The following is a 12,883-nucleotide window of genomic DNA, read 5'->3' as shown; positions in this document are numbered from 1 at the left end:
AAAGCTCCATTAAATGAGAGCTTTTTTAGTTAGACCCATGGTAACCAATTTTCTTCAATAAGTGAATTAAGAAATTTTTTTCTTCATTAGATAGATCACTCATTTGCTCATGTAAAAATTCTTCATGCACAGGAAATATTTCTTCCATTAGTTTATTTCCACTTTCAGTTATTTCTGCATAAATTACTCGACGATCTGCGCTACAAGGATTTCGATAAACTAGACCTTTTTTCTCAAGTTTATCTACCACATAAGTAATACTGCCACTTGCAATTAATATTTTTTCTCCAATATGTTGAAGTGGTTGATTTCCTTTATGATACAAGAGCTCTAGCACTGCAAATTCAGTTGGGTTTAAATTAAAACTAGCAATTGATTTATTTGCAGAATCATTGATCTTTCTATGAGCTCGCGATAATACAATAAATAGCTTTAAAGAAAGCTCTATATCTTTTCTATTTGTCTCTTCCATAATAATACCCCTTCAATTTCTTTTACATTGTTTATTCTATATTTTTATTTTACACTTATTAATCAATCTTAAGATTATTTCAATGAAAATGACTTATTTAATTCCGATAGCAATTTTTTTTGGTATGAAATAATTAACTCGTCCAATTCTTGACTGGCCTTTAAGGTCAAATGTTCGTTTAAACCTTTAGTTTCCGCAAAAAATACCATTTCTTCCCTTTTTAATGAAATAGATAATAATAAACGGCTGAGTTGATATTCATTCATTAGACTGATTCCCTTCTACAGGATGTTTTTTAACAAACCTTTTCATTCATAACCGAATTAATTTTTATTATTCATTCTTTCTAAATTATTTAAAATAGATACAATATGAAACCTACTAAGCAAAATTACCTAGTAGGTTTATTTATTTTATGAAATAGCGCTTATTTCTATCGTTCTTACTTATAAATTAGACGACTTTTTATTAAATCCTGCTTAAAATGATTAATTTTGATTTAAGTGAAATATTCTATAGGCACTTTAATCTAGTAATTGTAGCTATGTACAAATAGTAATGCTCAATTTCTTTATATACAGTATACTCTAAAGAATTTTTATTTAGCAAAACCTACTACAAATGACGACTATTAAAAAATAGTATAATTTTATTATAAAATAAAAAAGCTGAAATGTAATGGAATTTATTTACCACTACTATTTCAGCTTTTTTCGCTTTTATTTAGTTGCCTGCTTTAATTTTATGACCTTGAATCATCATTAGTTTCACTTTATAACTTATTAAAAATTCAATTCCTTCTAGCCACTTCTTCGTTTCTAGTGGGCTTCTCCCCCAAACAGTGATCCCGTGATTTCTAACAAGAACAGCACCAAAATCCTTCGTTAAAAATGGAGTGTATGCACGTTTAAAACTTTCCATGTCCTGTGCATTCTCAATGATTGGAACTTTTATTTTATTTTCAAAATAAGAACTTGTTAAGATATGAATCATTTCATTATTTTCAAGTTCTACATGCCCCTCATCACCAAATAATTCAGAAATAACATTATTATCTACGGTATGTACATGGAGCACACAACTAGCAGATGTTTTTTCGTATATATTTGCATGAACTAAAGTTTCAAGTGACGGCTTTAATACCGTATCAAATACTGGTTCACCAAGATTATTAACTACTATAAATTCTTCATCACAGCGTGCTCTCTTATCCTTCTCATCCGCTGTTACAAGAAATAATAATGGATCGTCTGAAATTTTCATAGACAAGTTTCCACTAGTACCATAAAACCAATCTCTTTTTGCCAAATCACATTTAATATTCGCAAGCTTTTTCCATTGTTCTAAAAATAAACTCATAATTTACACCTCCACTTATTTAGACTATCTATTTGGACACCGTTAAAAATTCAAACTATTCATACTATTTAATAAAATTATGTCATGTGTCGGTCTTCATTGTCAATAGTTCTAAGTAAATGAACAATCATCAATTTTCTACAACTTTTATCCATTTTTGATAGTAATTAATGATTTAATACTTTTTTTACATCCTGATTTGACAGTACTCCTATTTTATTACACAAATAAGTGAAAAATAAAACCTTCTTACTCATATTGTTTATCCTTTCTTTCCCTAGGGAAACTTTTTTGTATTTAGTAAATCATATGTCTTTTTTACAAAAAATGTGAAGAAAATCTACTTTAAAATCTGGCAAGTTTCAGTTAGACGAAGTCACTTTAAGGCGGTAAATATTTTGGAGAAGGTACGAACTAAAATCCCCTAATAAATAAGTAATTTGATATTTGGATCGCTTCTTTTCATCATTCATTTTCTATTTCGCTTTTGAAAATTTAGTAATCTCAATATTTTATGATAAAATAAATCGATAATAATTTAGAACGAGGTATATAAATGAACATTGTTTTAGCAACATTAAATGCAAAATATATCCATACTAATTTGGGTATTCGATACATTAAAGCGTATGCTCAGCCTGAATATGATATAGAGCTTGCAGAATATACAATTAAAGACCCAAGTCTTAACATCATCACTGACTTATATAAACGTAAGCCAAAAATACTTGGTTTTAGCTGCTATATTTGGAATATCGAACAAACAATTGAAGTCATCCGTATGTATAAAAAAATTGATCCTTCCGTTATTATTTTTGTTGGCGGACCAGAAGTAAGCTATGATGTGAATTATTGGTTAGATCGCGTAAAGGAAATTGACATCATTACGATTGGTGAAGGAGAAATTACGGTTAAGAAATTAATTAAAGCTATTGAAAATGGGAATGATTTCACTTCCATCAATGGCATTGGTTATCGAGATGAAGGAAAAAATATCATTAAACCACAAACCGAAAAATTAGATTTAACAACTATTCCTTCCCCATATCGATTTAAAGAAGATTTACCATTTCTAAGTAAAAGAATTCAATATATCGAAACAAGCCGAGGTTGCCCATTTAATTGCCAGTTTTGTTTATCTTCAATTGAGGTTGGGGTGCGATATTTTAATCGAGAGGTGATCAAAGATGATATTCGTTATCTTATGGCAAATGGAGCGAAGGTTTTTAAATTCGTAGACAGAACGTTTAATATAAGTCGTAGTTATGCAATGGATATGTTCCAATTTTTAATTGACGAACATGTGGAAGGAACGGTATTCCAGTTTGAAATTACTGGTGATATTATGCGACCAGAAGTCATCGAATTCTTAAATCAAAATGCTCCTAAAGGCTTATTCCGATTTGAAATAGGTGTTCAATCTACAAATGATGCTACAAACGAACTAGTTATGAGAAGACAAAACTTTGAAAAGCTTTGCAGAACTGTCACACTTGTACGAGATGGCGAAAAAATAGATCAACATTTAGATTTAATTGCTGGTTTACCTGAAGAGGATTACAATTCATTCCGTCAAACATTCAATGACGTTTTTGCATTAAGGCCGGAAGAGCTGCAACTAGGATTCTTAAAAATGCTAAGAGGCACTGGCGTACGATTAAGAGCGCATGAACATGATTATGTGTATATGGATTATGCTCCTTATGAAATATTAAGTAATAATGTATTACCCTTTGACGATATTGTAAAAATTAAGCAAGTTGAAGACGTACTTGAAAAATATTGGAATGACCATCGAACAAATAGTACGATTGAATATTTAATTAAAAATGAGTTTGAAAGTCCATTTGATTTCTTCCAATTATTTGGTTCATATTGGGAAGAAAGAGGTTGGTCAAGAATCGGACACCAGCTTGAAGATTTATTTAAGCGTCTAAATGAATTTTTAACTCACTATCAAATTAAAAACGAGACAATCGTTAAAGATATTATGAAAATTGATTATTATTTAAATCATAAATATAAACCGCGTAAACCTTGGTGGGACGAAGTAACAAGCCATGATTTTGCGAAGGATATTTATAAGCGAATTATCGAAAATCCTGAATATTTAGGTTCGGATTTTATTTCACTTAATTTAAATGAAAAAGAAATTTATAAGCATACAATGATTGAGTCACTTTCATTTGATATCGAACATTTCTTATTAACTGGAGAATATAGAACTGGTAATTATGCGATGCTGGTTTATTTCTCTCCTAAAACATTATCGCCTTCATTTTTTACAATTGAAGAATAAGTAAAAGAGGACAATATTCATTTTGGATATTGTCCTTTTTGTATTGATTTTACTATTTAGCAAATAATAATTTGTAAGTAGAGGTGATATATAATGAAGAGAAAAAATGAGAAAACAGAAATCGATTCACCGGTAATGAATGATACTTTACCCCATATTTCAAGTTTTCCTTCTTTTAAAGGGACAGACATTAAAATGGAAGAACCTTTTGTAAATTCAAAGGGTGTAGTAATTGGAGACAGTAAGTATAGCTCTCCTAACTCTCCATTAAATAATTGGTCTGAAGATGTTGATCCATCAGTTATGGCAGGTGACGAATGGGTTCATCCAACAAATGATATTGGTTGGGCAAGTGCAGAAAACACTGACCTATTAGAATCAAAAAAGAGAGAACAACCTGCAAAACAATTTATGCATCCACAGCATGAAACGACGGACTGATGAAGTGCAAGATTTAGGGGATAGGAAGAAAGTATCATTTCTCCTATCCCCTATTTTATCTTTAAAATAGTCTGATATTAATTTCGCCCTTTTTTTGAACTAGTAGCATATGTAATTGTGCTCTGTGATGAGTGAAGTGAACTAAAATCTCTAATAACCATTCAAATTTTGAATATTGAAGACCCCAATATGAAGTAGTTTTTTCAACTAAATCTTTTACTTTCATATTAAAGTAGAATTCCTTTAAGTCTTGAAAATTATTTTGTAATAAACTTTTCATTTCAACTAGTGATTTACATTCAACCCCGGTATAGTATTTAACCATCATTTCTTGACTAACACCGCTCATAATTACCATATCAGCACCAATAAGTTCACATAGATGCTGGACTAACTCCCCGATCGATTTCTTGTCCTCAACAGGTCGGAAATTTAAATCCTCCTCATTAATTAAATCAATCATTTCTAAAACACTCTTTACACATAAACTCAATTGATGAATCACATTTTCAATATACATAAGTTGGGCGGGACAAGAATGGCGGAATAGTTTTAGATCAACCCCTCAATTAATTACCAACCTTCCCCCTTTTCCTCCTTTCCTGCTTAACCTCTACCTTTTTTTATCCGTCATATAACCCTTTCCTACTGAATAGACTTGTACCATATAGGAGGGATATTAATGAGAACATTGGCTTGGCATGAAACCCTAGAATTACATGAAATTGTTGCTACAACTACTTACTACTTATATAAGCTTAAAACAAATATAAAAAATATAACAGATTCCGGATTAAAAGAATTATATAAAACTTCTATTACATTGTTTGAAAATAACTTACGGGAATTACTTATATTTATGAGCAATATTACGATTGGGGAAAGGGATGAAGCAAGCGATAAATTAGCAAGTGAAATGAGTGCAGAAGATTTATTATCAGCAACAAAAGTATTAACAAAAATGTATGCGCATGCGCTTACAGAAACAGCTACTCCTGATTTAAATAATTTATTTATTAAGCATCTTGTATCGGTGAACAATTTGCATACTCAAATTTTTAGCTATTTATCAAAGCAAGGTCAATATTCCGTATTTAATATTAATAAGTTAATCGAAAACGATGCTAAAAAAGCTATGGATGTCATAAATATGCCGTATTAAAAAATGGACGTAATAGAACGTCCATTTTTTAATCTTTGTTGAAGTTTTTATTAGATAAGTCAGTGACCTTTTCAGCTGCTATGTTGTGATACCTTTTCGTATTTTCAACTAATTTTATCAAATTAAGATAAGTTTGCTTAGCCCCTAATACAAGTAATGGAACCCCAATAAAATCGATATGTAAAAATCTTGATGTAAAACCACCTAAAGTCATAGCTAATGGGACTGTTGGCGATGTACTTGATAAAATAATCTTATCTTCCTCATTTAATAAGATTTTTCCTAAACCTTCGATCGCTGTCGGCACATTTTTAGTATATCTTTTTGCTACTGTATACACTTGGTCCCCATTTTCATCTTCACCGTGATAAAATAGTTTTCCACCATCTTTAGGTTTTAGCTTATTAAATAAGTAGGTATTCTTTACTTCCTCCGTTGTCGGCTGGCGATCAAGTGGTAATTGCTTTAAATGATACGCAGCAGCCAAAGGTGAAGAATGTGTACCTCCAAAACAGTAATAAATATAATATTTCATTTATCTCATCCTCAAATTTTTATATTAATACGTATGTAAATGTAATTGTTTTGAATCCCATTCTGCAAAGCATACTTGTTTAAGTGATAAATTTGACTCAGAAAGTTTTTTATGAACCCACTTTTCATCTTTTTTCAACGAGTTAAGAGCTCTTTTAATTATTTTCCCATCACTAATTACAACCACAGGTAAAAATTCTTTTTCCATTTGAATTTTTAAATCTTGTTTAGTAGGCGTGTCGAAATTTGATTTTTTCAAGACACTAATCGTACCGTCATTTTCTAAAATAGCATACGCAACTTCACTGACTGCAAAAGTATCCTTTGCTCTTAGCAATTGCATCAATTGGTCAGTGTCCAAACGATTTCTCTTCAATTCTTTCCATTGAATTGCTCCGTGTTTAATTACAACTGAAGCATCACCTTCTAAGAACTTTCTTGCCCACATTGACTTTTGTGTCAAGACCTCAGTAAAAAATATTAAAGCACCCCAAACAAAAATACTAAAAAGAATTTTTGGTAGATTTGCTTCTTTATCATATATTCCATCCCCTAGTATATTTCCTAACACTAGTGACGAAATCAAGTCAAATGGCGTTATTTGTGTAATTTGTGTTTTTCCATTAATTTTAACGACAATAAAAAGAGCTATATAACCTAAAAACAACTCTGTAAACATTTCATGATAACTCATGTAATACACTCCTATATGTTTATTACCTATTAAATTTTCTTACTACTTTACTCTTTTTATACATAAAATTGGTAATTGATTAACATTCTAATTAAAATTTATTGATCCATATAAATAGATGCGTCTGGATGAGAGCCGACAGTAACTAGATCTTTTAATATTTTAGCTAATATATAACTATAAACCGTTCCATTGCCACCATAGGCCATTAAAAAAAAGCAATTAGGATATTCAACGTATTGTCTAATCATTGGTAAGCCTGAATGTGTGCCTCCAAATGTACCAGTCCAATAATATTCTGCTTTAGCTTCTTTATAATGAGGAAATAACTCTATTAAATTTTTTATAAGCTGTTCTTTTTTATGGAATAACATAGATTCACGTTTTTCTGGTATTATTGTAGGTTCGTCAAGTCCTCCGACAATTATTCTTCCTTCAACTGTAGTCCGGAAATATAAATATGGCCTTGCCGTCTCCCAAATTAAACAATTTTCATACCATGCATTGTTTTTCTCAACTAGAGGTTGTGTTACAATCGCAAATGTTGAAGTTAAAATTGCATTTTTCTCACTTTTTACCTCCATCGATTCATAGCCTCCAGCAAAAATAACTTTTTTTGCTCGAACCGTATGTTTATTCTTAGTAAAAAGTTGTACCCCTTCATCTGTACCGATGATCCGAGTTACCTCTGTACCCGAATACACCTTCAATCCTCGTTTCAGAGCATATAAAAGTAAACCGCGTGCGCATTTATATGGATTTACTTCTGCGTCATCCCCAGTGAATAGTGCAACTTCCTTTGTAAAATTAAACTTTTCTTCAATTTGCGATTTTGTATATCGTTCAACATTAAAACCATTTTCTTTTAATGTTTTATATTCCAAATCAATCATTTCTTTACCATCTAAATTACTAGCATAATATAAACTTTTTCTTTTTATAAAATCAGGATTAATATCAATTGTTTTTGACATTTCTTCAAGACCTTTAATTGCCTCTACACATAATTGATAATGACGGACAGCTTTTTCTTTTCCATATGAATTAATAAACGAATTTAAAGTTTTGTCATTTGAATATTGTAAGAGCCCCGTATTTGCACTAGTACTTCCCTGTACTACTTTTATTCGTTTATCTAGTAAAACGACTTTAGCTCCTGTTTGACTTAAGAAATATGCACATAAACTCCCTGATTCACCACCTCCAACTATTACAAAATCACAATCTAGATCTTCACCGAGTGGCTTTATATTTTCAAGTTCAGGATGTGAATCAGTGTAAGTCGTTGGCCAATACAAGACCCCGCTAATACTTTTCACGTCTTCAATTCTCCTTTCTTTTAGATTCTATTTAAGGTAGTTTTTGCCAGTTGAATAAAAAAAATCCCACTTTTTTAAAAGTGAGATTTTTTAACATAATATAATATGAATGATTTTCTAGAAATATACTGAAATTATGATCTTTCAGCTAACCATTTACCAATTGTTGGATATGTCGTTTTTAATGAAACAGGTCCATACATGATTGATACATGGCCCGATGGAATCGAAACATACTGCTTATCTACGCTAGAAATATGCTCATTTAAAGCTTCAACCTGGCAAGGCATCGCAATATGGTCTTTCGTAGCAGATATATTTAAAACATTAGCTTTAATGTTAGATACATCTACTTTTCTTCCTCTAATTTCTAAGTCACCGCTTAATAACTTATTTTGTTGGTAAAACTCTCTAATCCATTGGCGATATGCTTCACCTGGGAATGGAATACCATCTGTAACCCATTTTTGCATTAACTGCCATGATTTAATAAATTTTGTATTATCAGAGCGATCCAATAATGTTACATAAGGCCCAACAAAATTCGTAACTGGTTTTAACATTTTGTTACCAAAATCGATCATTTCAGGAGGTATATTCCCTAATGTATCAACAGCTTTATCAAGTGCAAAGTATTTCTCATTTAAAAATGCACCATATAATCCTGTATCTGAAAAATCGAATGGACTAGTTACAAAAATTAAGTTTTTAATTGGTGCATTTTCATAAAGTGATGCGTAAATACTTGTTAAAGTACCACCCATACAATAACCTAACATCGATAATTCTTTTGCACCTGAAAAACGAAGTACCTTATTTACCGCTTTTGCAATATAGTCGTGAATAATATCGTCAAATTTCAAATGACGATCTTCATGAGCAAAAGTTCCCCAATCTAATAAATAAACATCAAATCCTTCATTAACAAGATACTCAACAAAAGAGTTCCCCTTTGTTAAATCAAGAATATACGGTTTATTAATTAGAGCGTAGATAAGAAGGATTGGAGTCTTTTTTACCTTTTTTGTAGTTGGAATATAATGATATAATTTACTTTTATTTTTCGTCCAAATCACTTCTTTAGGAGATTGACCTACTAAAGGTTCTCCCTCTTTTATAAGAATATCTGCAGTTTTCTTCAATCTTTTGTATGATTCTTTTAATCCGCTCGGAAGCGATTCCGTAGCTTCTTCTAACAATTGTGAATTAAACACACATTTCCCCCCTTTTGATCTTAAAAAAGGTAATCTATAAGTTAGACTTAAACGTAAAGTCCGCCATTTACATTAATCTGTTGACCAGTAATGTACTCTCCACCTTCACATAAGTAAATAACAGCTTTAGCAATCTCTTCTACAGTACCAAATCTTCTCTTTGGTATTCTTGATTTAATTTGCTCTTTTACATTTTCTGGAATTTCGTTCACCATGTCAGTTTCAATAAATCCTGGACATACAGAATTTACTGTAACGTTTGTTTTAGCTAATTCAAGTGCTAATGATTTAGTAAATCCAATCATACCAGCTTTTGCAGCAGAATAGTTTGTTTGGCCGAATCCGCCTGCCTGACCAATAACTGATGAAATATTAACGATACGAGCGTTATCAGATTCAAGTAAGTATGGTAAAGCAGAATTACAAGTGTTATAAACACTGCTTAAATTTACATCAATAACCTCATGCCAATCTTCTGCACTTAGTTTTCTGAAACTACGGTCTCTAGTAATACCAGCATTATTCACAATAATGTCTAATCGTCCAAAATGCTCAACCGTACGATCAATTAATGCTTTCGCTTGATCTAAATCAGCAACATTAGCTTGCACTGCTAACGCTTCATAACCATTTTCAAAAAGTTCATCTACAACTGCTTTTGCGTGTGCTTCACTGTTATTATAATTGATTACAACTTTTGCGCCTTTTTCTGCTAAAGCAAATGCTATACCTTTTCCTATCCCTTTTGCTCCACCTGTTACGATCGCTACACGATTTACTAAATCCATTATCATTTCTCCTTTTTTAACTAATTATTGGTTTGTTGGTTGTTTAGTCGTTAATTGTTGTAAAAGTTGTTCAATGTTAGCCATTGAAGACTTTAGTTGTTCAATGCTTTCCATTGAAGACTTTAATTCACTAACTTGTTGATGAATTGATTTGGTTTCAGCTTTCAATTTTGAAAGATCTCGTTTAACTGTCACTATATCTAACTCTTTTTTCAATGCTGCTACATCTAACTCGGGTTGGGAATCTAAATATAATTGATCTTCTAATGTATCTACTTTCGATTCTAAATTAATCACTAAGCTAGCTACATTTGCGATATCTTCTTTAGAAGCAATATTTGAAGCCTCTAAGAAAGTTTTTGATTGATCATTCAACATCTTTTTACAGAATAGATTAAAATCTATTACAGAACCCATCCACTCTGAAAATTCTTCTTTCTGAACATACTCGTTCATCATTTTTCCAAAGTATTTTTCATTTACATCATACATTTGCTTCCACATTTTCAATGGATCTGAATAATTTTGCTCTGACATGTTAATCCCCCTCACTACTTTTAAGTATAGAAAACAAGCTAACGACAAAACAATCCAATGTTTTCGCGATATTTCTACATCTCCTGTCGAAATTTGTTTTTTAATATTCATTATATTTAAAATACATTGACAATAAATTTAACTAAGTGTAAATTACACCTAAGGGATGATGATTCCATTACTACGATATAGGGGGGAACATAACTTTATGACAACAAATGAAAAGGAAACAAGTAAAAAAAATAAAAACGAAACCTCTGAATCGATTACATTGCCTAAAAACTTCTTAGTTCCCTTTCTACTTCTTAGCCTTAAGCAATGGAATATGCATGGCTATAAATTAATGCAAGTATTATTTGATTTAGGTTTTACAACGCTTGATTCAAGTAATGTTTATCGAATTCTAAGACAACTTGAAAAAGAAAGTTATATTAAATCTAGTTGGGAATATGGAATGGAAGGTCCGGCAAAGCGAATTTACTCAATTACAGATGCCGGAGAGGAATATCTAAAAACTTGTCATAATTCATTTACTCAATATAATCAGATGCTCCAAACATTTTTTTCGATTTACACAAATTCATTCTTTCCTTTTAGCAACTCTGATCAAAGTTTTAAAGATGATTGAAATTGCAGCAATGCATTCAATAATAAATTTTTTTGGAGGAAACACTAATGACTGAAAAAACAATCGAATTACAAACTGAACTTGCAGCTGAGAATTTTCAAAAAATGCTTCAATATTTGTTAGACAATCAATTACAAATTCAACAATGGACTGAGTCTTTATTTCAAGAACAAGCAAAACAATGGAAAACTTTGAACGAGCAAGTTCAAGTTCAACAACAAGAGTCTTACGAGCAGTTCCAAGAAATGATTAAGTTATTAAATGAAATTAAGCCTTCAATTAATCAAGAAACTTATGAAAAAACTTGGAAAAAATTAGTTGATCAGTTTGCTCCATTTCAATCTTTATGGACAAATATGAATATGAATCAAAACCCATATCAACCGTTTTTTCAAGCAATGAGTACATTTTCAAATCAACAACAACAATTTTTTCAACAAATTTTTAAACAACCATTAAATAACACACCTTACACTGCTTGGACGAACATGTACCAACAGTTCCAAAAAACACAAGAAGATTGGTTTAAAAACTTACAAGAATTCTCATTCACAAAACTATAATCAATATACTTAAACAATTTTCTTGATTAGCTAGACATTTCATCAAGGAGAGGATGAAACAAAATGAATGTTTTCGAAAGTGCAAGAAATGTACAGGAATTTCATTTTGACTCCATTTCAGTTGGTGACGAAGCTACTCTTGAAGTTAAAATTACTGCAGAGTTAATTGAACAATTTGCTGCAATTTCAACAGATGTAAATCCAATTCACTTATTAGATGATTTTGCAAAAGAAAGCATCTTTAAGGAAAGAATTGCACATGGCATGTTGATTTGCAGCTTTATTTCCTCAGTACTAGGTACAAAACTACCCGGCAAAAACACCATCTACCTATCTCAAGAAGTTTTTTTCAAAGCACCAGTAAAAATTAATGACACCATTAAAGTAATTGTCAGTGTTGTACGAAAAAGAGATGATAAAAAATTATTAACGCTTCAAACGAATGTATATAATCAAGAAAATGTACTCGTTGTTGAAGGATCAGCGTTGGTTAAAAAGTTAACATAACCCTAATATGACTGTATTTACCAAGCATGAGAAAACCCAAAATGTAAAAAATAGAATTGTAAGCTATTACTTACAGAAAGGGAGATTATCATCATGACAAGAACGAATAAATTATTAGTTCCAGGTGTAGAACAAGCACTTGATCAATTTAAATACGAAATCGCTAACGAATTTGGTGTAACTTTAGGATCTGATACAACTGCACGTTCAAACGGTTCTGTTGGAGGCGAAATCACTAAACGTTTAATTGCTCAAGCGCAAAGTCATTTAAAGGGTCAATGATTAAAGAAAAACAAACTATATAAAATGGCTTAATATAGGGGGAGATTTGATTCTTCCCTTTTTATTTTTAATTTTTTTGGAAGA

General features: G+C 31.1%; 17 protein-coding genes. 7 read left to right on the top strand and 10 right to left on the bottom strand.

Features of this window, described 5'->3' with window-relative positions; all coding sequences use genetic code 11:
* Positions 1-25: 25 nt before the first annotated feature.
* The 3 genes from ACFVRR_RS01925 to mtnB all read right to left on the bottom strand — a co-directional run bounded on the left by ACFVRR_RS01925 (position 26) and on the right by mtnB (position 1,831).
* Complete coding sequence (locus ACFVRR_RS01925; protein ID WP_056474121.1) at positions 26-472, bottom strand: MarR family winged helix-turn-helix transcriptional regulator; 447 nt, start codon at positions 470-472, stop codon at positions 26-28.
* A gap of 74 nt (positions 473-546) precedes the next feature.
* Positions 547-738, bottom strand: a complete 192-nt coding sequence (locus ACFVRR_RS01920) for an aspartyl-phosphate phosphatase Spo0E family protein (protein WP_025671755.1) — start codon at positions 736-738, stop codon at positions 547-549.
* A gap of 457 nt (positions 739-1,195) precedes the next feature.
* Positions 1,196-1,831, bottom strand: coding sequence for a methylthioribulose 1-phosphate dehydratase (mtnB, locus tag ACFVRR_RS01915; protein ID WP_387324120.1), 636 nt, complete (start codon positions 1,829-1,831; stop codon positions 1,196-1,198).
* Positions 1,832-2,387: 556 nt separating this feature from the next.
* On the opposite strand from mtnB, the gene ACFVRR_RS01910 reads away from it, so the two are divergent.
* Both ACFVRR_RS01910 and ACFVRR_RS01905 read left to right on the top strand, forming a co-directional pair.
* Positions 2,388-4,130, top strand: coding sequence for a B12-binding domain-containing radical SAM protein (locus ACFVRR_RS01910; protein WP_387324117.1), 1,743 nt, complete (start codon positions 2,388-2,390; stop codon positions 4,128-4,130).
* A 93-nt stretch (positions 4,131-4,223) separates the two neighbouring features.
* Positions 4,224-4,571: a DUF3905 domain-containing protein gene (locus ACFVRR_RS01905; protein WP_097975779.1), complete on the top strand. Its 348-nt coding sequence runs from the start codon at positions 4,224-4,226 to the stop codon at positions 4,569-4,571.
* A 61-nt stretch (positions 4,572-4,632) separates the two neighbouring features.
* On the opposite strand, the gene ACFVRR_RS01900 is transcribed toward ACFVRR_RS01905, so the two are convergent.
* Positions 4,633-5,091 carry a DinB family protein gene (locus ACFVRR_RS01900; RefSeq protein WP_387324114.1) on the bottom strand — a complete coding sequence of 153 codons (459 nt, stop codon included), beginning with the start codon at positions 5,089-5,091 and terminating at the stop codon, positions 4,633-4,635.
* A gap of 162 nt (positions 5,092-5,253) precedes the next feature.
* Here ACFVRR_RS01900 and ACFVRR_RS01895 point away from each other — a divergent pair, with 162 nt between their 5' ends.
* Positions 5,254-5,733, top strand: a complete 480-nt coding sequence (locus ACFVRR_RS01895) for a spore coat protein (protein ID WP_387324112.1) — start codon at positions 5,254-5,256, stop codon at positions 5,731-5,733.
* A gap of 28 nt (positions 5,734-5,761) precedes the next feature.
* Here ACFVRR_RS01895 and ACFVRR_RS01890 read toward each other — a convergent pair whose 3' ends face one another.
* The 6 genes from ACFVRR_RS01890 to ACFVRR_RS01865 form a co-directional block, all read right to left on the bottom strand.
* On the bottom strand, positions 5,762-6,268 hold the full coding sequence (locus ACFVRR_RS01890; protein WP_097975785.1) for a DUF3189 family protein: 507 nt from the start codon (positions 6,266-6,268) through the stop codon (positions 5,762-5,764).
* 24 nt (positions 6,269-6,292) lie between these two features.
* On the bottom strand, positions 6,293-6,961 hold the full coding sequence (locus tag ACFVRR_RS01885) for a DUF421 domain-containing protein (RefSeq protein ID WP_387324109.1): 669 nt from the start codon (positions 6,959-6,961) through the stop codon (positions 6,293-6,295).
* 98 nt (positions 6,962-7,059) lie between these two features.
* Positions 7,060-8,280, bottom strand: a complete 1,221-nt coding sequence (locus ACFVRR_RS01880) for an NAD(P)/FAD-dependent oxidoreductase (RefSeq protein WP_387324106.1) — start codon at positions 8,278-8,280, stop codon at positions 7,060-7,062.
* 134 nt (positions 8,281-8,414) lie between these two features.
* Positions 8,415-9,494, bottom strand: coding sequence for a class III poly(R)-hydroxyalkanoic acid synthase subunit PhaC (gene phaC / locus ACFVRR_RS01875; protein ID WP_387324103.1), 1,080 nt, complete (start codon positions 9,492-9,494; stop codon positions 8,415-8,417).
* 47 nt (positions 9,495-9,541) lie between these two features.
* Positions 9,542-10,285, bottom strand: a complete 744-nt coding sequence (locus ACFVRR_RS01870) for a 3-oxoacyl-ACP reductase (protein WP_387324915.1) — start codon at positions 10,283-10,285, stop codon at positions 9,542-9,544.
* A gap of 21 nt (positions 10,286-10,306) precedes the next feature.
* Positions 10,307-10,819 (bottom strand): polyhydroxyalkanoic acid synthase subunit PhaR, encoded by a 513-nt coding sequence (locus ACFVRR_RS01865; RefSeq protein WP_387324100.1) that lies wholly within the window; start codon positions 10,817-10,819, stop codon positions 10,307-10,309.
* A 208-nt stretch (positions 10,820-11,027) separates the two neighbouring features.
* On the opposite strand from ACFVRR_RS01865, the gene phaQ reads away from it, so the two are divergent.
* The 4 genes from phaQ (at position 11,028) to ACFVRR_RS01845 (ending at position 12,799) form a co-directional block, all read left to right on the top strand.
* Positions 11,028-11,447: a poly-beta-hydroxybutyrate-responsive repressor gene (gene phaQ / locus ACFVRR_RS01860; RefSeq protein WP_387324097.1), complete on the top strand. Its 420-nt coding sequence runs from the start codon at positions 11,028-11,030 to the stop codon at positions 11,445-11,447.
* 47 nt (positions 11,448-11,494) lie between these two features.
* A complete protein-coding gene (locus ACFVRR_RS01855) occupies positions 11,495-12,010 on the top strand; it encodes a hypothetical protein (protein WP_387324094.1) in 516 nt (171 codons plus the stop codon).
* 63 nt (positions 12,011-12,073) lie between these two features.
* The gene (locus tag ACFVRR_RS01850; RefSeq protein ID WP_387324091.1) at positions 12,074-12,517 is read left to right on the top strand and encodes a MaoC family dehydratase; all 444 of its coding nucleotides are present in this window, start codon (positions 12,074-12,076) and stop codon (positions 12,515-12,517) included.
* A gap of 93 nt (positions 12,518-12,610) precedes the next feature.
* Positions 12,611-12,799, top strand: a complete 189-nt coding sequence (locus ACFVRR_RS01845; protein ID WP_056474082.1) for an alpha/beta-type small acid-soluble spore protein — start codon at positions 12,611-12,613, stop codon at positions 12,797-12,799.
* Positions 12,800-12,883: the final 84 nt, after the last annotated feature.

Source organism: Gottfriedia sp. NPDC057948, assembly GCF_042887255.1.
GTDB lineage: Bacteria > Bacillota > Bacilli > Bacillales > Bacillaceae_G > Gottfriedia.
This window is presented reverse-complemented; position numbering and strand designations above follow the sequence as displayed.